At 70.0% G+C, this 21,168-nt stretch carries 14 protein-coding genes; 7 read left to right on the top strand and 7 right to left on the bottom strand.

Going from position 1 to position 21,168, the window contains the following annotated elements:
* Positions 1–73: 73 nt before the first annotated feature.
* Genes sgmX through OZ403_RS30310 form a run of 6 tightly spaced genes read left to right on the top strand, consistent with a single transcriptional unit; the run spans position 74 to position 13,124 of the window.
* Positions 74–3,244, top strand: a complete 3,171-nt coding sequence (gene sgmX, locus OZ403_RS30335; RefSeq protein ID WP_268782401.1) for a type IV pili formation protein SgmX — start codon at positions 74–76, stop codon at positions 3,242–3,244.
* Positions 3,245–3,271: 27 nt separating this feature from the next.
* Positions 3,272–4,216, top strand: a complete 945-nt coding sequence (locus OZ403_RS30330) for an ExeA family protein (protein WP_140799693.1) — start codon at positions 3,272–3,274, stop codon at positions 4,214–4,216.
* 5 nt (positions 4,217–4,221) lie between these two features.
* On the top strand, positions 4,222–8,151 hold the full coding sequence (locus tag OZ403_RS30325) for a translocation/assembly module TamB domain-containing protein (protein ID WP_268782400.1): 3,930 nt from the start codon (positions 4,222–4,224) through the stop codon (positions 8,149–8,151).
* A 14-nt stretch (positions 8,152–8,165) separates the two neighbouring features.
* The gene (locus tag OZ403_RS30320; protein WP_268782399.1) at positions 8,166–11,249 is read left to right on the top strand and encodes a POTRA domain-containing protein; all 3,084 of its coding nucleotides are present in this window, start codon (positions 8,166–8,168) and stop codon (positions 11,247–11,249) included.
* 17 nt (positions 11,250–11,266) lie between these two features.
* Positions 11,267–11,782, top strand: coding sequence for a hypothetical protein (locus tag OZ403_RS30315; RefSeq protein ID WP_237077554.1), 516 nt, complete (start codon positions 11,267–11,269; stop codon positions 11,780–11,782).
* 22 nt (positions 11,783–11,804) lie between these two features.
* Positions 11,805–13,124, top strand: coding sequence for a lysophospholipid acyltransferase family protein (locus OZ403_RS30310; protein WP_268782398.1), 1,320 nt, complete (start codon positions 11,805–11,807; stop codon positions 13,122–13,124).
* Here the strand turns inward: OZ403_RS30310 and OZ403_RS30305 are convergent.
* The 7 genes from OZ403_RS30305 to OZ403_RS30275 all read right to left on the bottom strand — a co-directional run bounded on the left by OZ403_RS30305 (position 13,115) and on the right by OZ403_RS30275 (position 19,882).
* Positions 13,115–14,383: a spinster family MFS transporter gene (locus OZ403_RS30305; protein ID WP_140794769.1), complete on the bottom strand. Its 1,269-nt coding sequence runs from the start codon at positions 14,381–14,383 to the stop codon at positions 13,115–13,117. The two genes, OZ403_RS30310 and OZ403_RS30305, sit on opposite strands and share 10 nt — an antisense overlap.
* Entirely contained in the window at positions 14,380–15,315 is a 936-nt protein-coding gene (locus OZ403_RS30300; RefSeq protein WP_140799690.1) for a Ppx/GppA phosphatase family protein, read from the bottom strand. Before OZ403_RS30300 ends, OZ403_RS30305 begins: the two co-directional genes overlap by 4 nt.
* Positions 15,316–15,329: 14 nt before the next feature.
* Positions 15,330–16,514 carry an aminotransferase class V-fold PLP-dependent enzyme gene (locus OZ403_RS30295; RefSeq protein WP_140794767.1) on the bottom strand — a complete coding sequence of 395 codons (1,185 nt, stop codon included), beginning with the start codon at positions 16,512–16,514 and terminating at the stop codon, positions 15,330–15,332.
* A gap of 96 nt (positions 16,515–16,610) precedes the next feature.
* Complete coding sequence (gene tolB / locus OZ403_RS30290; protein WP_140794766.1) at positions 16,611–17,903, bottom strand: Tol-Pal system beta propeller repeat protein TolB; 1,293 nt, start codon at positions 17,901–17,903, stop codon at positions 16,611–16,613.
* Positions 17,900–18,688, bottom strand: a complete 789-nt coding sequence (locus OZ403_RS30285) for an energy transducer TonB (protein ID WP_140799687.1) — start codon at positions 18,686–18,688, stop codon at positions 17,900–17,902. The genes tolB and OZ403_RS30285 overlap by 4 nt, the downstream gene beginning before the upstream one ends.
* A 3-nt stretch (positions 18,689–18,691) precedes the next feature.
* On the bottom strand, positions 18,692–19,159 hold the full coding sequence (tolR, locus tag OZ403_RS30280; RefSeq protein WP_140794764.1) for a protein TolR: 468 nt from the start codon (positions 19,157–19,159) through the stop codon (positions 18,692–18,694).
* Positions 19,160–19,171: 12 nt separating this feature from the next.
* A complete protein-coding gene (locus OZ403_RS30275) occupies positions 19,172–19,882 on the bottom strand; it encodes a MotA/TolQ/ExbB proton channel family protein (protein WP_011555704.1) in 711 nt (236 codons plus the stop codon).
* A 245-nt stretch (positions 19,883–20,127) separates the two neighbouring features.
* Here OZ403_RS30275 and OZ403_RS30270 point away from each other — a divergent pair, with 245 nt between their 5' ends.
* The gene (locus OZ403_RS30270) at positions 20,128–21,078 is read left to right on the top strand and encodes a hypothetical protein (RefSeq protein ID WP_225888078.1); all 951 of its coding nucleotides are present in this window, start codon (positions 20,128–20,130) and stop codon (positions 21,076–21,078) included.
* The last annotated feature ends 90 nt before the right edge of the window (positions 21,079–21,168 follow it).

The following is a 21,168-nucleotide window of genomic DNA, read 5'->3' as shown; positions in this document are numbered from 1 at the left end:
GACACTCCCCCTTGCTGAGGATGGAAACCCGCGAAGTTCAAGGGGTTTCGGCCTGCTGGAAGCCCACCGCTCGATGGACAAGAACAAGATCATCGAAGCCGCCGCGAAGCTCGTCGCGAAGGGCGCCTACGACAAAGCCATCAAGGAGTACCAGAAGGTCCTGGAGGTCGACCCGAAGGACATCCGGGTCCTCCAGAAGATGGGGGAGCTGTACCAGAAGAAGAACGACAACCCGCAGGCCGCCCATTTCTTCACCAAGGTCGCGGAGAGCTACTCGTCGGACGGCTTCTTCCTCAAGGCCGTCGCGCTCTACAAGCAGGTCCTCAAGCTCAATCCGAACCTGCTGGAGGTGAACCTCAAGCTGGCAGAGCTTCACCAGCAGCTCGGGCTGATGTCCGAGGCGATGGCGTACTTCCAGATTGTCGCCAACCACTACGACAAGGCGGGCGACACGAAGTCGTCGCTCGATACCTTGAAGAAGATGGTGGATCTCGACCCGGAGAACGTGGCGTCGAAGATCAAGCTGGCGGAGCTGTATGCGCGCGAGAACATGACGCGCGAGGCGGCCCAGGAGTTCAAGCGCGCCGCCGAGTACCTCAAGCGCAACAGCCGCGCGGATGACTGGCTCCGCGTGGCCGAGCGGCTGTCCGCGCTGGAGCCGGACAACCTTCCGCTGTCGAAGGAGCTGGCCACGTCGTACCTGCAGCGCGGCGACCAGAAGCGCGCGCTGGCGAAGCTGCAGGTGTGTTTCAAGGCCGATGGCCGCGACGTGGAGACGCTCACGCTGCTGGCGCAGGCGTTCCAGGGCCTGGGCCAGACGTCGAAGACCATCTCCGTCTACAAGGAGCTGGCCAAGATTCATCAGGAGCGCGGCCGCGTCACCGAGGCCGAGGCTGTCTGGACGCAGATTGAAGTGCTGGACCCCGAGGACCCGGACCTGGTCGCGCGCCGCGCGCCCGAGCCCGCTCCGGCGGCACCCCAGCCCGCGGCGGCACCTCAGCCCGCCCCGCGCCCCGCGCCTCAGCCCGCGGCGGCAGCACCCGCGCCGGCGCCCGTGGCACCTCCCGCTCCGGCGGGGATGGGGCGCGAGCAGCTCTCCAAGCTGCTCACGGAGACGGACGTCTACGTCAAGTACGGGCTCCACGACAAAGCGCTGGAGCACCTACGCAAGGTCTTCTCCGTCGAGCCGGAGAACCTCGACGCCCACGAGAAGGCGTACCAAATCTACGTCGCGTCCGGGAACATGGCCCAGGCGTCGGAGCAGCTGCTGAACGTGCTCCGCCTGTGCACGCGCACGGCGGACGTGCAGCGCGCGCAGCCGTACCTGGCCACCATCCTCCAGGAGAATCCCGCCCATCCCGAGGTGCCCGCGTTCCTGTCCGTGCTGCGGACGACGGGGCCCGTGGTCGCCGCGCCGACGGTGTCCGTGGTGGAGTCGGTGGGCGAGGACGCCATCCTGGTGGACTCCAGCGACGACGAGATTCTCGTCGCGCCGCCGCCGGAAGACGCGCTCCTGCACCCGCCCGGTGACGAACTGGCGCTGACCACGCTGCCCTCGAGTGACTCCGACGAGGTCATCGAGGAGGACAGCGACTCCGCCGTCATCAGCGAAGAGGCGCTGGTGGGCGAGGCCATCACCTCGGGCGAGTTCGAGGTGTACGGCACGCCCGATCCAGAGGACCTGGCGGCGGCGTCGGTGGACGAGACGCTGGTGACGGACGACGACCGGCTGGTGCTGACCGACGAGCCGGGCCTCAGCGTCACCGACGACGAGCCGCTCGTCGCCTCCAGCGATGATGACCTGGCGGCAGCGGCGGCTTACTCGCTCGACGACGAGTCGCTGGTGGACGACGGCGCCGCCACGTCCATGGAGGCGCTGTCGCTCGGGGACCAGGACGAGCCGCAGCCCACGCAGATGCACGCGCCCACGCAGGCGCTGCTCGACGAGGCCTCGCCGGACACGCTCCAGGTTCCCACGCTGGACTCGCTGGACGTGCCTACGCTGGACGACGAGGCGCCTCCGCCGCTGGACCTGGAGGATGTGCCCACGCGCGTGGGCGCCGCGCCGTTGACGGCCGCTGACCTGGACGAGGACCCGTTCGGGACTCCGGCGCTGGGCGACCCGATGGAGTTCGAGGAGCCCACGGCCTCGCACGCCATCGTGGCGGTGGACGACGAGTCCTTCGTGGAAGACGCGCCGGACCTGTCCGCGGACGAGCTGTCCGAGCCGGTCGCCTACGAGGAGCCCGCGGTCGAGCCGGAACCCGAGCCCGAGCCGGAAGTCGAGGCCGCCGCCGATGAAGAGGAGCCCGCGGCGGAGGAGTGCGACGAGGCGTCGTTCTTCCTCGACCAGGGCCTGCTGGAAGAGGCGCGCGAGATTCTCGAGACGGTGATGATTGCCTTCCCGGGCCACGCGCGCGCAGCCGAGCTGATGGAGCGGCTGGAGGCGGCGGAGGCGGGAGGCGGCGCGGAACAGGAGGACGCGGCCGCGGAGCCGGCGCAGATTCCGAGCGTGCAGCCCGTCACGGACGGCTACGAGGACGCCGAGGAGACCACCGGCGAGCGCGACGCGTTCGACCTCGCGGCGGAGCTGGCCGGGGAGATCGACAACCTCGGCGACGACGCCGGGGCCTCGGCGCTGCCGGCGGAAGAGGACTTCCAGTACTCGGTGGAGGAGGTCTTCTCCGAGTTCAAGAAGAGCCTGGCCAAGGTGGTGAAGCCCGAGGACGTGGACACGCACTACGACCTGGGCATCGCGTACAAGGAAATGGGCCTGCTCGACGACGCGCTCCACGAGTTCGACGTGGCCCGTCAGGGGAGCGCGGGCGGCAAGCGCGAGCTGGACTGCATCACCATGATGGGCATGCTCCAGCTGCTGCGCGGCGACGCCTCCGCGGCCGTGGAGGCCTTCCGCGAGGGTTTGGGCAACCCCCACGCCACGGGCGAGGCGGCCAAGGCGCTCGGCTTCGAGCTGGCGGCGGCCTACGAGGCCCAGGGGGATGCGGGCAAGGCGCTCTTCCACTACCAGCGCGTGGCCGCGATGGACGGGAAGTACCGGGATGTCGCCGGGCACGTGTCCCGGCTTGCGGCTTCCGTGGAGCCGGTGGAGGATCCGCTTCCGACTCCTTCTGGCAATGGGACCAAGGCCACCAGCAGTCCGCCCGCACCCGCGGGGGCCGCGGCGCCCACCACTCCGATACCAGCGGCTGGCGCGTCCAAGGCGCGCAAGGTCGGCTACCTGTAGTTGCACCCCGCGAGGTCCGGCGAGCCCATGACTACGTACCTGGACTTCTTCGAGCTGACCCAGGAGCCCTTCTCCAACGCTCCCGTCAGCCGCTTCTATTACAACTCGGCGCAGCACTCGCAGGCGCTCACCCGGCTGATGCACGCGGTGAGCTACATGAAGGGCCTGTCCATCCTCGTCGGTGACATCGGCGCGGGGAAGACGACGCTGGCCCGCCGCATGCTCGACTCGCTTCCGGAGTCCGAGTACGAGGCCGCGCTGCTCGTCATCATTCACTCCGGCATCACCGCCAACTGGCTGCTGCGCCGCATCGCGCTGCAGTTGGGTGTGGAGAATCCGGCGCAGGAGAAGCTGGCGCTGCTGTCGCAGCTCTACCAGCGGCTGCTCCAAATCTACGAGTCCGGCAAGAAGGCCGTCGTCCTCATCGACGAGGCGCAGATGCTGGAGACGCGCGAGTTGATGGAGGAGTTCCGGGGGCTGCTCAACCTGGAAGTGCCGGAGCGCAAGCTCATCTCCTTCGTCTTCTTCGGCCTGCCGGAAATCGAAAAGAACCTGAAGCTGGACCCACCGCTCGCGCAGCGCGTGGCCATGCGCTACCGGCTGGAGCCCTTCACCGCCGAGTCGACGGAGGCCTACGTCAAGCACCGCCTCCGGCTCGCGGGCTGCCCGCGCATGCCCTTCAGCCCGGAGGCGCTGCTGGCCGTGCACCAGCACTCGTCCGGCTCGCCCCGCGTCATCAACACGCTGTGCGACAACGCGCTCTTCGAGGCCTTCCTCGCGCGCGAGCAGACGGTGTCCGCGGAGTTGGTGCATCGCATCGGGAAGAACCTGGGCCTGCTCGGGGTGAACACGCCCGCCGGGCAAGCGGCCGAGCGGCCGAGCGCTTCGGCGTCGACGCTCCCCAGGACGGCGAGCAGCAAGGTGGACCTCGCGGAGATCGACCGCTACCTCGAAGGGCTGGGTAAGCTGTAGCGGCTTTGTCCTCTCAGAGCCGCCACGGTGCGCGCAGGGCGCTGCTGTTGGTGCTCCTCGTCTTGTCGGGGAGCGTGCTCCTGTTGCGCATGCCGGAGACCTGGGAGGTGGCGTGCACGCTGGGCCGCCGGCACCTGCCCGACGTGCTGGGCCTGGACGTGGGGCTCGGCCGCTGTGAGTTGGACCCGCTGGGCTCCCGCGTGGTGGTGCACGGCTTCTCGCTGTTCCTTCCCGGCACGGACTCGCCGCTGGTGGCCGTGGACAGGGCGGAGGTGCAGCTTGGTTTCCTCCAGCCGCTTCGGGGCCGGCTGACGCTGGCCCAGGTGAAGGCGTCCCGGCCGCGCGTGGCGCTGGATTTGTCGCAGCCCTCCGCACCGTCCGAGCCCAAATCCAACTTCTGCTTCCTGGAGCCGCTCGAGCACCTGCGCGTGGCGAAGCTCGACATCTCCGGCGCGGAGCTGCGCCTGGCGCTGCCCGAGGGCCGGCGCGTGGAGGTGGACGAACTGGACGTCCGCTGGGACGAGCAGTGGGGTGTCATCGAGTTGGACGTGGAGGCCCGGCGCGGCCGGGTGCGCCTGGGCCCGGACGGACGCGAGCTGGCGCTAGGGCAGCTGGTCATCGCGGGCGCGTTGGACCCGGACGAGGCCCTGCTGGAGCTGGAGCGCGCCGAGGTGTCGCTGGACGACATCACCACCACGGTGTCCGGCCGCGTGGATTCGCTGTGCGCGCCGCGGCTGGCCTTGGACGCGCAGGTGTTCCTCCCGCTGCGCGCGCTCTACCAGGCGCGGCTGATTCCCAGCCCCGCGACAGGGCACCTCTGGTCGCGTGTGTCCATCGCGGGGAAGGTGGCGTCCCCCGCGGTGTCGCTGGAGCTGTCGGGCAACAGCCTGGGCTACGGGGACTTCGGCCCGACGAACCTCCACGCGCGCCTGTCGTACTCGGGTGACGACGTCCGGCTGGAGGAGCTCACGCTGCCCGTGGGCGCGGGCAAGGTGCGAGCGACGGGACGGCTGGGCCTCACGCCGAACTTCCCGCTGGAGGTGTCGCTGACGACGGAGGACGCGTCGTTGGGCCGCATCCTGGACCGGGCAGGCGTGAAGGGTTCCTGGGTGGATTTCCCGGCCACGCTGGACGCTCGGCTGTCCGGCAACCTGCTGCCGCGCTTCTCCCTGTCGGGCCCGTTGGACCTGCGGACCGGGAAGTTCGTGCTGGCCACACATGCGTTCGACACGCAGCCTAAGGACGGGCTCACGATTCTGGAGTTCGACAAGGCCCGCGCGCAGGCGCAGGTGAAGCTCCAGCCGGACCGCGTGGCCTTCAGCCACGTCAACGCGGAGGTGGGCCACTCGCGCGTGACGGGCGATGTCGTGCTCCTGCTGGCGGGCGGGCTGGGCCTGGACATCCACGGGCAGGGCGACGTGGACCTGGCGGACTTCGGCCACATCGCGGGCCTGCCCTGGGCCGGACGGGGCCACGCCACGTACGCGATTACGGGACCCGCGGCGGACGTGAAGGTGGAGGCGGGCCTGTCCTTCCGCGACTTCGAGTTCTGGAACCTGTCGTTGGGGGTGATGCAGGGGAAACTGGCCTACAAGGACAACCTGCTCACGTTCCCCGCCTTCTCCGGCCAGAAGGGGCGCACGCAGTACTACGGCAAGGCGGGCGTGTCCTTCGGGCGGCTGCTCAACCTGCGCCTGGAGGTGAACGTCCCGCAGGGGCGCAACGAGGACCTGGTGGACGTGGTGGCGGGCCTGAGTCCGTCGCTCGCGGTGATGCAGGGCACGCTGGGGGGAACGGCCACCGGCCGCGTGGAGGTGGACAGCCCCGTGGAGAAGCTGGAGGGGCTGGTGGCGTTCGACGTCAAGGACACCACGTACCTGGGGCGGCGCATGGGTGACGGCGCGGCGCGGCTGCGCTTCGTGGATGGCAAGGCGATGGTGCTGGAGCGCACCACCCTTACGGGGCCGCTGGGCCGCACCTGGGCGGAGGGCACCTTCGCGTTCGCGGGCGGGTTGGACTACCGCTTCGGCGGAGACGGCCTGTCGCTGGCCGAGGCGGTGGACCCGGAGCTCGCCGAGCGCATGGGCATTCAGGGCACGATGGTGATGGACGGCGTCGTGTCGGGCACCGCCGACGTGCCGGTGGTGGACGTCACGCTGCGCGCGCCGCGCGTCACCTTCGCCGAGCGGAACCTGGGCGCCATGGACCTCACCGGGCGCATGGTGGGGAAGAACTTCGAGGTGTGGGGCCACCCCTTCCGGGACGCCACCGGCCGCATCCGCATGAAGGTGCAGGAGAACTGGCCCTATGACGCCCAGGGCTCGTTCTCGTTGCCGGAGATTCGCCCGCTGCTGCCGGACGCGCCACTGTGGGCGGGCGTCAGCGGCGCCCTGTCGGGCACGGTGAGCGCCAAGGGCCTACTCCTGGAGCCCGCGGGCTCGCAGGTGAACGCCACCGTGGAGCGGCTGGTCCTCTCCCGCGACGACCTGCGCGGGGAGAACGCGGGCCCCATCGTGCTGGCGTACGCGGCCGGGCGGACGGATGTGCAGCCCTTCCGCTTCACGGGGCAGCACGTGGACTTGTCGCTGGGCGGGTGGATGAGCCCGCGCGGCCTGAATGTGACGCTGCGGGGCGGGTTGGATTTGCGTCTGCTGGAGTCGTTGATGCCCGCCATGGTGGAGCGCTCCTCCGGGCGCATCACCGTGGACGCCGAGGCCTCCGGGACGCTGGAGAAGCCCTCCGTGGTCGGCTCCGCGGAGCTGTTCGACATGCGGTTGGCGTTGCGGGACTGGCCCGTCCAGGTGCGCAACATGGCCGGGCGCGTGGAGATGACGGGCCAGCGCGTGCTGGTGGAGCACCTGCAGGGCCAGCTCAACGAAGGCCGCGTGTCCGCGCGCGGCGACGTGCGGCTGGAGCGCTTCCTGCCGCAGCGGCTGGGGCTCACCATCCAACTGGACGAGGTGCCCTACCGGCTCACGGAGGACCTGCCCGCGACCTTCTCCGGCCTGCTCCAGGTGATTGGTCCGCCCAAGGGATTCACCGTCACCGGTGGCATGGACATCGTGAAGATGCGCTACCAGAAGGCGCTGGACGTGGATGCGCTGCTGAAGACGATGCAGAAGCGCACCACCCACCTGGCGGCGGGCTCGTCCTCCTCGTCCGGTGAGCCTCCGAAGCCCTGGGTCATCTGGGACGTGAACGTCCACTTCGGCGACGTCCGCGTGGACAACAACCTGGCGAAGGCTCGCCTGCTGGGGGACGTGCGACTGACGGGGACGGACCTGCGGCCGGGACTGCTGGGCCGGGTGGAACTGGCCGAGGGCAGCCAGGCCTTCTTCCGGAACAACCCCTTCACCATCAGTCAGGGGCAGCTCGAGTTCCAGGACCCCACGCAAATCGACCCCATCTTCGAGGTCCAGGCCCAGACGCAGGTGCGTGAGTACGTGGTGAAGCTGCACGCCTTCGGCAAGCCGTCAGACCCGCAGATTCTCCTTTCCTCGGAGCCGGCGCTGGTGGAGGGCGACATCGTCTCGCTTCTCACCCTGGGTTTCACCTCGTCAGACCAGGATACCGCGGCTTCGGCGAGCGCCGGCCTGGCGGCCGAGGCCCTCTTCAACGTGTCGGGCCTGGACCGGCAGCTCCAGCGCTTCCTGCCCAGCAATCCGGTGTTGAGGGATTTGTCCCTGCAGATTTCGACCACCTACAACGACGCCACCCGGCAAGCGGAGCCCACCGCGCAACTGGAGTCGAAGTTCCTGAGCGAGCAGCTTAAAATCGGTATGACGCAACCCGTGAGCGGGCGCGGCACGCGGGCGCGGGCCGAGTACCGTTTCGATGACCGACTCTCCGCACAGGCCCAGTGGGACAACGAGAACAACGAAGCCTCGTTTGGAAACCTCGGGCTCGAGCTGAAGCTGAGCTGGGAGGTCGAGTAGTCCGGGCCCTCGCGGTGCTGGCGCTGGTGCTCTGCGTCCTCGTGCCGGGCGCGGCGCGCGCGCAGGCGGACGACGGCAGTGGCTTCGGCGCCGAAGTCATCGCCGTGGAGCTGCACCTGTCCGGAGGCGCCGACGCGCAGGGGCTGAGCGACCTGGTGGCGGTGCGCAAGGGGCAGACGTTGACACCGGGCGCGGTGCGGCGCTCGGTGGAGCGGCTGTGGGCCACGGGCCGCTTCACGGACGTGGTGGCGCGCACGGAGCCGGTGCGAGGCGGGGTGCGGCTGATGTTCCAGCTCACGCCCGTTGCGCGGCTGGCGCGGCTGCGCTTCGAAGGCAACGCCGTGCTGTCGGACGGGGAGCTGCTGGAGGCCAGCAGCTTGCTGGAGGGCGGGCCGCTGGACGCGGAGGAGCTGCAGGGCGCGGTGTCGTCCGTGCTCCAGGCGTATCAGCGCAAGGGGTACGACTCGGCGAGAGTCTCGGTGACGCAGGAGCCGGTGACGGATGGCATCGCGGTGGTGCTCGCCGTTGACGAAGGTCTGCCCACGCGGGTGCGGCAGGTGACCTTCTCTGGCAGCCCTGGCCTGCCGCTGTCCCGGCTGCTGGAGGTGCTGGCGCTTCAGCCGGGGCAGGTGTTCGACCGGGCGCGTCTGTCTAACTCGCTGGAAGAGCTGCGCACGTTGCTGCGCGGCGAGGGCTACTGGCGCGCGCAGGTGGGAGCGCCGGCGGTGCTGGTGGAGGGCAGCTTCGCGTCGGTGGCGGTGCCGCTGATGGCGGGGCCTCGCTACGTGGTGCGCTTCCACGGCAACCGCCACTTCCCGCCGGGCGTGCTGGAGCGCGTGCTGGCGCACGACGTCTCGGAGCCCATGGACGAGGTCGTCGCTGGCCGGCTCGCGCGGCGCATGGAGGTCTTCTACCGCTACCGCGGCTTCCACGACGTGCGCGTGCGTCCCCGCGAGGTGCTGCGTCCGGATGGCGAGGTGGCGGCGCTGGTGTTCGACGTGGAGGAGGGGCACCCACTGCGCGTGGCCGACGTGCGCTTCCACGGCAACCACGGGCTGCCAATGGAGACGCTGCGCGCGCTGCTCGCGGAGCGGGTGTTGGCGGGCATGACGCGGCCGGAGCTGGACCTGCGGATGCTCGACGACCCGCTGAACACCGAGGGACGTCACGGCCCGGAGCTCCCGGGCGTCGCGCCGCCGCCGCCCGCGTCCACTGTGTACGTGGAGGATGCGTGGCTGGAGGCCGTGGAGGCCATGAACGAGGCCTACCGCGAGCAGGGATTCCTCTCCGCGGTGGTGGCGTTCCGGGGCCTGACGGTGGATGTGGTGGGGCGCACGGCGGTCGCGGACTTCGACGTGGAGGAGGGCCCCCAGGCGCGCCTGGTGAAGGTGGACTTCCAGGGTGTGCCACCGGGCCTGACGGCCTGGGTCATGGGCCGGCGCATGCGCGAGGGCGCGCCGCTGAGCTTCGACACGGTGGAGTCCTCGCGTCAGGCGCTGGAGCAGGAGCTGGGGCGGCAGGGTTACCTCTTCGCGCGCGTTACCACGGAGACGGGCGTGGGCGAGGACGGGACGCAGGCGACCGTCATCTTCCGCGCGGACGCGGGCCCGCAGGTGAAGGTCGGGAAGATTCTGGTGCAGGGCCTGACGCGCACGGACCCGGACCTGGTGCTGGCCAATCTCGCGGTGGAGGAGGGCAAGCCCGTCGCGCTGGATGAGCTGACGGAGGGCCAGCGCCGGTTGGCGCGCCTGGGCGTGTTCCGTCAGGTGGTCATCGCGCTGGCGGACCCCACCCGGCGCGAGGACACCAAGGACGTGCTGGTGACGGTCCAGGAGCGGCCCCGGCTGGATGGCCAGGTGTCTGGCGGCTACTTCCTGGTGGATGGTCCCCGCATCACGCTCGACACGGCCTACCGCAACCTGGACGGGCTGGGGCTCAGCCTGCTGGCGCGCGGGAAGATCAACTACGCGGGCTGGAGCGCGGAGGCGCTGTCTCGGGACCGGCGCATCGCCTGCCAGCAGACGGTTCCCGGTGGTGGTCCGGCTCCGGGCTGTGACGTGGAGCTCCAGGGGCTCAATGGCCTGGGAGGCCGGGGCAACCTCGCGCTGGCGCAGCCGCGGCTGTTCTTCCTGCTGCCGCTGCAGGTGGGCGCCCGCCTGGACCTCATTGGCGAGCGCGTGCACCGGCCTTCCTACGTGTCCTCGCGGTTCGCGGCGGCGGCCGCCATGGACTGGGCCGCGGCGACGTGGCTCAACCTGTCACTGTCCTACGAGGTGGAGAACAACCGGCTGCGCTCGCGCGCGGGCGTGCTGGAGTTGCTCAACCGCGCCGACCGGGAGCGGCTGCGCTACCCGTTCGGCGACTTCGCGCTGCATTCGTTGCGTCCCTCCGCCACGCTCGACTTCCGGGACGACCCGGCCAACCCTCGCCGAGGCGTGGTGTTCGTCTCCAGCGCGGAGTTCACCCGCGGCTTGAGCGTGCGTCCCACGGACGTGGCGGGCAACCGCGTGGATGCGTACCCCATCGACGGCGTGAAGCTGTCGGGCAGCCTCAGTGGTTACATCCCCCTGGGGCGGCGGGCGAGCGTGGCGCTGTCCGCGCGCGCGGGCACCATCATCCCGCTGGAGGAGGATGCCCAGGCCATTGGCTCGAAGCTGTTCTACCTGGGCGGCTCTTCGAGCCTGCGCGGCTTCCGCGAGGACGGCGTGCTGCCGGAGGACGTCCGCGGCGCGTTGCAGCAGCGGCTGCGCGACTGCCGGGCGCTGATTTCTCCGTCGGGGTGCTCCGCAGAGCTGAAGGCCGTGCTCGCGGGGCAGGTGCCGGCGAGCCAGGGCGGCGAGCTCTTCACCCTGGGCAAGGCGGAGTTGCGCCTGCCGGCCCTGTCCTCCGTGGACTTGGGGCTCTTCGTCGAAGCGGGCAACCTGTGGCTGGACCGGACGCAGTTCGACCCGGGCCGGCTGCGCTACACGGCGGGCGCGGGCCTGCGCTACGTGACGCCCGTGGGGCCGCTGGCCTTCGATGTGGGCTTCAACCTGGACCCGGACGAGTCGGTGAATGAGGCCACCACGCAGTTCCACTTCAGCATCGGGACGTTCTGAGGGAGGCGATGGTGCGCATGCGCTGGCTGCGGTGGACGGTGGTGGGCCTGGGGCTCCTGGTTGCGGCGGGCTGCCGGACCACCTCCGCGTCCTCGCAGGGGCCGGCGCGGCCCAAGTGGATGCCGCCAGAGGGGACGTGCCCTCGGGGCGCGTTGCTGCAGATGGAGCGCCTGGGCCTGAAGCCCGGGGACAAGGTCCCCGTCATCGTGGATGCCATCCAGGACCACCCGGGCCCGGCGCGTTACAACTACAGCTTCGTGATTGCGCTGCCGCGCGAGCAGGGCGAGCAGCAGCTTCCCGGCGCGCGCATCGGCGGCCGCCTGTACGTGACGAAGCACCGCGTCTTCGGCCGGTATGACCGCATCTTCCTGCCGGAGTCCGGGGCGATGTCGGTGCCCTTTTGCGGCATCCTCCTGGACTCGCGCTGGGACAAGGACGGCGAGGGCCTGATTGCCTACCCGAGCCCGATGAAGGGCTTCTCCGTGGTGCAGGACAACACCGGCGTCATCCAGGTGGTGGACCGGTATCCCTGAGACGTGGAGTACAGTCTCCTCCGTGTTCTACGCGTGCGTGCGTGCGGTGGTGGCGCTGTGTCTCCGACTCTTCTACCGGGTGAAGGTGAATGCCCCGGCGCTGGAGCCGGACGGCCCCGTGCTCTTCGTGGGCAACCACCCCAATGGCCTCATCGACCCGGCGCTGGTGTTCATCCTCACGCGGCGCAAGGTGACCTTCCTGGCGAAGGCGCCGCTGTTCCGGATGCCCGTCATCGGCTGGCTGCTGAAGGGGTTGGACGCGCTGCCGGTGTACCGGAAGCAGGATGACCCGGCGAAGATGGGCGGCAATGAAGGCACGCTGGATGCCGCGAAGGGCGCGCTGGTGCAGGGGCGCGCCATCACCATCTTCCCCGAGGGCAAGAGCCACTCCGAGCCCGGGCTCGCGGAGTTGAAGACGGGCGCGGCGCGCATTGCCCTGAGCGCGGCGAAGGCCGGGGCTCCGGTGCGCATCGTCCCCGTGGGGCTCACCTACGCGGAGAAGCACGTGTTCCGCAGCGAGGTGCTCATCGACGTGGGGCCCGCCATCGAAGTGCAGGCCTTCCTGCCCGCGGACGCCGCCGCGGAGCCCGATGCCGTCCGCGCCCTCACCGAGCGCATCGCCAGCGGGCTTCGCGCGGTGACGCTCAACCTGGAGCAGTGGGCGGACCTCCCGCTGGCGCAGTTGGCCGAGCAGCTCTTCGCCTTCAAGCAGGGTGGGGCGCTCGACGCGGAGCGCCTGCGACTGTGGGCGCGCGGCGTCCAGATGTTCCGCGCCGAGGAGCCGGAGCGCTTCGAGCCCCTGCGCGCGCAGCTCGCCGACTTCCGGCACCGCATGGCGCTGGTGCAGGCGACGGGGCCGGAGGACCTGGCGCTCGTGTACCGGCCGGGGAACGTGGTGCCCTTCGTGGTGAAGAACGTGCTGGCGCTGGTGCTGGGCCTGCCGCTGTTCGCCCTGGGGCTGGGCCTGTTCTGGCTGCCCTACCAGCTGCCCCGGCTCGCCAGCCGCAACGCCGAACTGGATGTGCAGGCCACGGTGAAGTTCCTCACCGCCTTCGTGGTGGCGCTGGTGTGGTGGGGCGTGCTGACGGCCGCCGCGGCGGTGTGGGGGAGCGCGCTCCTGGCCGTGGCCGTCTTCCTCGCCGTGCCGCCGCTGGCGCTGTTCACCCTCTACTTCGCCGAGCGCTGGGAGTCGCTCCAGCGCGACATCCGCGTGTTCTTCACGCTGGGCAACCGCGCGCGCCTCAAGGGCCTGCTGCTCGCGGATGGCGAGCGGCTGGCCTTGGAGATGGAGCGCCTGGCCGACGAGTACCGGCCGAGGCTGGACGCCGCCGCTCAGCCCTGACGCGCGAGGGGCACCGCTTCACGGAACAGCCTGGCGCCCAGCAGCAGCGCGAAGCCGCCGAGGAGGACGGGCAGGGCATTCACCGCGATGGCGGTATGCAGGCTGGACGCGTCCGCGATTTTGCCGATGAGCGTGGGCGAAATCGCGTCACCCAGCAGGTGGATGCACAGCACGTTCAGGCCCATGGCGAAGGCGCGGAACGCGGGCTGCACGCAGTTGACGATGGCCGCGTTGATGGGGCCGCTGTTGAGGAAGATGAGGAACTGCGCCAGGGCAATCGCCGCGAAGGTGGGGCCCACGGCCTTCAGGTTCACCGCCAGGTACATGCACGGGGCCGCCAGTATCAGGCCGATGCCGGACATCCACAGTCCGCCGCCCTCGCGCTTGCGGTCCAGCTTGTCGCCAAGCCATCCGCCCGCCACCGTCCCCAGCAGGCCGGCCACCGCCGTAATCGCGCCGAAGATGAAGCCCGAGCTGTCCTGCGCCAGGCCGCGCTCGCGCACCAGGTACGTGGGCATCCAGAAGCCCAGGCCTCCAATGGAGAACGTCATCAGCGTGTATCCGGCCGTCACCGCCCAGAAGGCCGAGTTCCTCGCCAGCCCCTTCAGGCCCACCATGAAGGGCATCTTCGTCTGCGCATCCGGCCCGTCCATGGCGCCGCGCTGGGGCTCCGGCATGAAGAAGGCCATGGCGCCCAGAATCAGGCCGGGCACGCCGCCCGCGAAGAAGGCGACGTGCCACGAGTACGCCTGCGTCAGCCACCCGCCCAGGCCGTAGCCCGCCGCGGCGCCCACGGGGATGGCGATGTAGAAGAACGCCAGCATCCGCGTGCGCTGCGCGCGCGGGTACAAGTCGGAGATGATGCTGGGCGCCACCGCGCCGTAGCCGGCCTCTCCGATGCCAATCACCGCGCGGGCCAGGAGCAGCGCGCCGAACGAGGTGGCCAGTCCGCTGGCCCCGGTGGCCAGGCTCCAGAGAATCACGCCGCCCGCCACCAGCAGCCGCCGCGGGTAGCGGTCCCCGAGGAACCCGCCCAGCGGCGAGGCCAGCATGAACACCACGATGAACATGGTGCCCAGCAGGCCGGACTGCGTGTCGTTGATGCCGAATTCCTTCTGGATGCCTGGCAGCGCCACCGCGACGATGTAGCGGTCGAGGTAGTTGACCAGGTTGATGAGGGTGAGGATGAGCAGCGCGTAACCCGCGTTGCTGGCGGGCACGGCGGACGCGGCCGGTGAGGCCGCGGGTTGGGCGTTCATGAAGAGGTGGCTCCGGCGCCAAAGCGGTGCGCGAGCAGGCCCCAGCGCAGGCCCCTGTCACTGACGCGGCAGGCCTCCAGTCCCAGCGCCTTCACCGACTCCAGCAGGATGAGGGCGCCCGCGGGGATGACGTCCGCGCGCTTGGGCTGCATGCCGGGCAGGGCGCGCCGCTCTTCCAGCGGCATGGCGCACAGCCGGTCCGTCAGGGCGGACAGCTGGCCCACGGACAGCGTGCCGCCGTGGACCTGCTCCGGGACGTAGGGGTGGATGGCGTGCTGCACGGCGTACAGCGTCGTCACCGTGCCCGCGACGCCCACCAGGGCCGCGCCGGGCGGCGGGGCGGGGAGGGCGCGGAAGGTGTCGCGCAGGTGGGCTTCGACACGCGCGCGGTCCTCGGACGTCATCGGGTCCGAGCCGACGAAGCGCTCCGTCATGCGCACCGCGCCCACGTCGAAGCTGTGGCGGAAGTCCACGTGGCCGCCGCGGTTGCCGTAGATGAACTCCGTGGAGCCGCCGCCGATGTCGAGCACCAGAAGGGGGCCCGCCGCGTCCGACGCGAAGTCCGCGTGCACCGCTGCGAAGGACAGCTCCGCCTCCATGGCGCCGGAGATGATTTCCACTGTCACGTCCGCCCGCGCCTTCGCGGCCGCGAGGAACTCCGCGCCGTTCTCCGCGTCACGCGCGGCGCTGGTGGCGGACACTGCGATGCCTTCCGCGCCCAGGTCGCGTGCCTCGCGGGCGAAGGACTCCAGCACCTGGAGCGTCGCCTCCATGCCTTCGGCGGAGAGCTTGCGCGTCGCATCCACGCCTCGGCCCAGGCGGGTGATTTCCGCGCGCTCCCGCACGGCCTCGAAACGGCCCTCCGGGGTGCGCTCCGCGACGAGCAGGAGGACCGAGTTGCTTCCGACGTCGATGGTGGCGAAACGCGACATGCGCGGCAGCCTACTCAACGCAGCAGCGCTTCCAAAGCATCGCCCAGGGCCTGGTAGTCGGCGGGGGTGTTGTAGAGCTGCGCGGACAGACGCACATGCCGGTGCGGCGGCCGGGGCCAGGGGGTGATTTGCGCCTCGATGCGGTATTCGTCGAACAGGCGCAGGTGGAGCGGGTCCACGTAGAGCGGGGGCTGGGGGACTTCGGGGAAGCCGTCCGGCAGCGTCACCGTGGCCATGCTGCCGACCATGTCCTCGGGGCAGGTGGGCTGGGTGCCCAGCCGCGCGCACAGCAGGTTCTGCGCCGCCAGCACCTTGGCCCGGTTCGAGGCCATGACTTCCGGCCAGCCGCCGGGAAGCAGCCCGCCCATGAAGCGAATCACCTCGGGCACGCAGAGCACGGCCGAAGGGTCGTGCGTCCCCGTCCAGTCGAAGTCCAGCCGGAAGCGGGAGCGGTCCGTCCGCCGGGAGTTGTGCCCGTGGCTCACGGACAGGGGCTTGATGGCGGGCTGGAGGTCGCGCCGGACGTGGAGGAACGCGGCGCTCTTGGGGGCGCACAGCCACTTGTGGCAGTTGCCCGTGTAGTAGCCTGCGCCCAGCGTGCGCAGCGACAGCGGCAGCATGCCCGGCCCGTGCGCGCCATCCACGAGCGTCTCCACGCCGCGCTCGCGCAGGGCGGTGACGAGCTGCGCCAGCGGCAGCACCAGGGCCGTCTGACTGGAGACGTGGTCCACCAGGAACAGACGCGTGCGCGGGGTGACGTGGGGCAGCACCGCGTCCACCACGGACTGCGCGGACGGCACCGGCCAGGGCAGCTTCGCCACCACCACCTTGGCGCCCCACTGGGCGGCCACGAAGTCCAGCGCGTTGCGGCTGGCGTTGTACTCATGGTCGGTGGTGAGCAGCTCGTCGCCGGGAGCGAAGCGCAGCGAGCGCAGCACCGTGCTCACCCCCGCCGTCGCGTTGGGGACGAAGCCCAGGTCGTCCGCGTCCGCGTCGAGGAACGTGGCGAGCGCGGCGCGGGCGTCATCCAGCAGCGGCTCGATTTCGCGGTGGAGGAAGCGCACCGGCTCGGCTTCCAGGCGCGCGCGCAGCTCGGCCTGCCGCTGGAGGACGGCTGTCGGGCAGGCGCCGAACGAACCGTGGTTCAGGAAGACGACTTCGGGGTCCAGGCTCCAGTGGCTGCGGAAGGGCGCGCTCATGCGGGAGGACTCGACCCGAGCGCGCCCCGGCTGTCAACGGACGTCCCGGTGCCGGGCGCGGGGCGCTCGCTGGCGCCCCACAGGCCCAGGGGACGGCTACTGCGCCTGCGGCAGCGGCGACCAGTCCGGCGTCTGGTAGACGCCCTTCTCGGCGCGCAGCGGCAGCTGGTTGTTGCCGTCCGCCGTCATGACATAGAGCTGCGAGCCGCCATTGCGGGTGGACGTGAAGACGATGAGCCGCCCGTTGGGAGAGAAGGCGGGCTCCTCGTTGCTGCCCTGGTCCTGCGTGAGGCGCGTCACCTTGCCCGTCTCCACGCTGACGGTGAAGAGGTCGAAGGCGTTGCGCTCGTCACGAGCGGTGAAGACGATGAGGTCCCCACGCGGCGACCAGTCCGGCGTCTGGTTGTAGTTGCCCTGGAAGGTGAGCCGGCGCACGCCCGTGCCATCCGCGTTCATGATGTAGACCTGCGGGCTGCCGCCCCGGTTGGACACGAAGGCAAGGCGCTTGCCGTCCGGCGACCAGGTGGGGCTGGTGTTGAGGCCGTAGGGCGTGTCGGTGAGCGCGCGCGCGCCGCTGCCATCCGCGTTGGCCACGTACACCTGGGCGCTCTCGCCCTCCGCCAGCGAGTACGCGATGCGCTTGCCGTCCGGAGAGAAGGCCGCGCCGGTGGCCATCTGCCCGCCGGAGATGACGGCCTTCGCCTCACCGCCAGGGGACTGCACGTAGATGTCCGGGCGATTCTTGCGGTACGTCGTGAAGGCGACCTGCGAGCCGTCCTGGCTCAGCGCGGGCAGGATGTTGATGCCGCCCTTGGTGAGCGCCCGGGCGTTGCCGCCGTCCCAGTCCGCCACGTAGACGTCGCGATTGGTGCCCGCCTTGCGCACATAGGTAATGCGGGACAGGAAGGGGCTGGGCTCGCGGGTGAAGTGCCGGTAGAGCGCGTCCGCCAGGCGGTGCGCCAGCAGCGAGGCATTATCGGCGGGCGCGTCCTTGGACACCTTCAGGTCCTCGCGGCCGGTGCCCACGTTGAACAGGCGTAGCTCACCGCGCACCACGCCGCCGTCCTGCGCCAGCGACACCTTCACGAGCGCTTCGGCGCCCACGTCCGCCCAGCGGCTGAAGTTGATGCTGGCCGCGGCCATGCCTTCCTTCGCGTCCGCCGTGAAGCCCTTGCGGTCCAGCACCTGGAGGATGCCGGAGGCGGCCAGGTCGAAGCTGAAGGCCGAGTCGAAGGGCGCCACCAACGCCTTCGCGCCATCGTTCTGCGTCAGGGGCGCGGGTACCGCCACGGGCAGCGGGCGGAAGTTGGCGCCGGAGATTTCGATGGTGGGCGCCTGCGCGAGCGCGACGACGGGGAGGAGCAGCAGGGAGAGGAGCAGGGCTTTCATAGGGCGTTGAACACCAGGTTGACGCCGCTCTTCTGCAGGGCGTCCCGGAGATGGTCAGGCGGAGGAGAAAAGGGCGCGGCCTTGCGCACGGCCGTGACGACGGCCGAGTCGAAGAGGTCGTTCCCACTGGCCTTGGTGAGATTCACGTCCAGCACTTCACCCGTGCGGCCCAGGCGCACCGCCACCATGGCCTTGAGGTGCAGCCGCTCGGATTCGGGGATGGTGTCCGCCACGCTGTAGTGGCGGCGGACCTGCGACTGGAGCAGGCCGAAGTAGCGCTCGCCTTCCGCGGTGGCCGAGTCGCCGTCCGGGTCGCCGTCCTCGGCGCCCTCCGCCTCCTCGGGCTCGGCCGCCTTGGCCGTCTTGTCGAAGGCACCGAAGAGCCGCTTGCGCCGGTCCTCGCCGGTCGTCTCGCCCTTCTGCGGCGTGGGCTTGGACGTGGAGGGCTCCGGCTGCACACCCGGGATGGGCACCGCCACCTTGGCGGGGGAGGGCTCCGGGGGCGGGGCCTCCGGAGCGGGCTTGGGTGCGTCCACCTTCTTGGGGGGCGGTGGCAGCTGCTCCTTGCGCGGCAGCAGCTTGGAGTCGCGCGGCTTGCCCAGGCGCACCAGCGTGGCGCGAATGGGCTTGGTGTCCAGGTCCACCTTGGGCGTGGCGGAGTAACGCGCGTACGCAATCGCCGCCACCAGCACCAGGATGTGCCCCACGACGGACACCACCACGAAGCGCGACAGCCGCGTGGAGCGCGTGACGAGCAGGCTGTGGCTTACCGCGGAGGGCGTCATGGGCTAGCGCTTCGCTTCCTTCGACTTGCCTTTGCCAGTGTTGGACGTCCGACCCCCGGTCGACGGGTCCGTAATCATGCCCACGTTGCCAATGCCCGCGCGCTGGGCCGCGGCCATGACCTCCACCACCACACCGTACGGCACGTCCCGGTCCGCGTGGAGATAGACTTCCTTGTCGGCCTGCGCCTTGGCGTTGGCGGCGAGCTTCTGCTCCAGCTCCTCCAGCGCCACTTCCGCATCACCGATGTAGACCTTGCGCCCCGCGTCGATGGAGAGGACCAGCTTCTTCTCCGTGGCCTCCACCGGCGCGGCCTTGGTCTCCGGCAGGTTCACCTTCACGCCCTGCTGGATGAGGGGCGCCGTCACCATGAAGATGATGAGCAGCACCAACATCACGTCCACCATGGGCGTGACGTTGATTTCGCTCATGGTGGTGCGGCCACCGCCGCGGTTTCCTCCGCCCATTCCCATGGTGGCCCCCGGCTACCGGAAGAAGTGACGCTTGATGATGTTGAGGAAGTCCGCGGAGAAGTTCGACATCTCCGTGTCGAACACCTTGATGCGGCTGACGAACGAGTTGTAGGCGACCACCGCCGGAATCGCCGCGAACAGGCCCGCGGCGGTAGCGAAGAGCGCGTTGCCCACCGGCGCGGCCACCGTGGCCAGCGTCGCGTTGCCCTGTTCGGCAATCTGGTTGAACGCGCTCAGGATGCCGATAACGGTGCCGAACAGGCCCACGAAGGGCGACGCCGCGCCCACGGTACCCAGGAAGGACACCCGGTTCTCCAGCTCGGTGATTTGCGCCGTGGAGGCCCGGTGGAGCGCGCGCTCCACGTTCTCGATGCCGCCCAGCCGTTCGGCCAGCGCGCCTTCGGTGCCGCCCTCCTTGGCTTGCGCCAGCTTGGTCAGCTCCTCATAGCCAGCGCAGAAGACCTTCGACAGCGGCGAGCCGTCCAGCTTCTGGGCCGTCTGGTAGATGGCTTCCAGGCGCGAGGCCTTCCAGAAGGTGTCGAGGAAGGTGAGAGATTGTGCGCGAGCCTTGGCGAGCTGGGACGCCTTCATGGCGATGAGGGCCCAGGAGGCCACGGATACGCCCATCAGGAGCAGCAGGACTGCCAGCTCGATGAGGGAGGCGTCGCGGATGATCTCCACGTAGTTCATGGCGCCAAGCGCCAGGGGCAGGTGGGGCGTCATGGGGAGCAGCGCGTAACACTCCGATAAGACAGGGTCAAACAATGGGGAAACGGTTGCTTGCTTGAGCTGGATTGCCCAGGGCGGTGAATAATTCCCGCCGCCGCCCGTCGGATGGAGCAGAAGCGGGCCGAACACCTTACTGCCCCACCGACAGGTGCCCCATGAACTCCCGGTTGCTGGTCGCATTCCTCTGCTTGTTTGCGATCCTCCCTGGCTGTGTCGTCCATGAAGAGCCGTGCTGCGATGTGCCCCGCTACGAGGGGGATGTGACCTTCCGCTGGAGCTTCGGTGGTCAGCGCTGCGACGATGTCCGCGCGGTCCATGGCGTCAACGTCATCATCCCCGGCGAGGTGCTGGCCAACGACGGCCGCTACAACTGCCAGGCGAACGGCTTCGACGGCATCGTCCTCCACCGATTCGCGCCGGGGACCTACTCGTTCCGCCTGGAAGGCGTCGGCTACGGCAATGAGTTGCTGTACGAGACCCATGGAACCTTCACCGTGGACGGCAACGTGACGGTGAACGTGGACCTGACCCCGACGGGCGCTCCGCCGTCCTTCGCCTACCTGAGCTGGCTCTTCCCGCCGAACAGCTACAGCCCCAGCCCCAACTGCAACCAGGCGGGGATCACCCACGTCGAGGCGAGCGTGGATGGCGGTGACTGGGCGCGCTTCGAGTGCTGGGAAGGGCACGCCGCCAACCAGATCCGCACGCCGTACCTGGACCCGGGCTACCACGGGTTGGAGCTCGTCGCCGTCGATAGGAATGGCCTGCCCTGGTACTACTTCGGGGGCGACATCCTCACCCAGTTGGGGCAGCCGACCTCCCACACCGGGTCGATGTGGGCCATTGGCGGGGCCTCTGTCCGGTGGGAGCTGCGCTCGCGTTACGGGAACCGCCAGACCTGCTACGAGGCCGGCCTGCAGCGCGTGGGCATCAACTTCCGCGACATCCACACCGGTGAACTGGTGTACGGCGACGTCGGTGACTGGCACGACTGCGTCGATGGCCCGAATGAAAGCTCGGTGGTGGTGTACCAGTTCCTGCGGCCCGGCCGTTACGTGGTGGAGATGTACGCCAGCGCTCGCGACGGTCGCGAGTACTTCTCGCCGAACAACTCGCCCGTCATCGACGTGGTCGCCCACCAGTTCCCGGGCCCGAACTCCTCGCTGCCGGTGTACCTCATCGAGGACTGAGCGCGGCAGGTGGGCTGGGCAGTGAGCGGAGGGCCGGGATGATGCATCCCGGCCCTTCGTGCGTTCAGCGGGGCTGCCGCTGGCGCTGGC

The sequence above is a fragment of the Myxococcus sp. NMCA1 genome, from assembly GCF_026810205.1.
Lineage (GTDB): Bacteria > Myxococcota > Myxococcia > Myxococcales > Myxococcaceae > Myxococcus > Myxococcus xanthus_A.
Note: the sequence above shows the minus strand (reverse complement) of the source record. Positions and strands in the feature narration are given on the sequence as shown.

Bases quoted from the DNA above. Each gene is read 5' to 3' on its own strand.
- sgmX (WP_268782401.1), top strand. From the start codon at position 74: ATGGACAAGAACAAGATCATCGAAGCCGCCGCGAAGCTCGTCGCGAAG.
- OZ403_RS30330 (WP_140799693.1), top strand. From the start codon at position 3,272: ATGACTACGTACCTGGACTTCTTCGAGCTGACCCAGGAGCCCTTCTCC.
- OZ403_RS30315 (WP_237077554.1), top strand. From the start codon at position 11,267: ATGCGCTGGCTGCGGTGGACGGTGGTGGGCCTGGGGCTCCTGGTTGCG.
- OZ403_RS30305 (WP_140794769.1), bottom strand. From the start codon at position 14,383: ATGAACGCCCAACCCGCGGCCTCACCGGCCGCGTCCGCCGTGCCCGCC.
- OZ403_RS30300 (WP_140799690.1), bottom strand. From the start codon at position 15,315: ATGTCGCGTTTCGCCACCATCGACGTCGGAAGCAACTCGGTCCTCCTG.
- OZ403_RS30295 (WP_140794767.1), bottom strand. From the start codon at position 16,514: ATGAGCGCGCCCTTCCGCAGCCACTGGAGCCTGGACCCCGAAGTCGTC.
- tolB (WP_140794766.1), bottom strand. From the start codon at position 17,903: ATGAAAGCCCTGCTCCTCTCCCTGCTGCTCCTCCCCGTCGTCGCGCTC.
- OZ403_RS30285 (WP_140799687.1), bottom strand. From the start codon at position 18,688: ATGACGCCCTCCGCGGTAAGCCACAGCCTGCTCGTCACGCGCTCCACG.
- tolR (WP_140794764.1), bottom strand. From the start codon at position 19,159: ATGGGAATGGGCGGAGGAAACCGCGGCGGTGGCCGCACCACCATGAGC.
- OZ403_RS30275 (WP_011555704.1), bottom strand. From the start codon at position 19,882: ATGACGCCCCACCTGCCCCTGGCGCTTGGCGCCATGAACTACGTGGAG.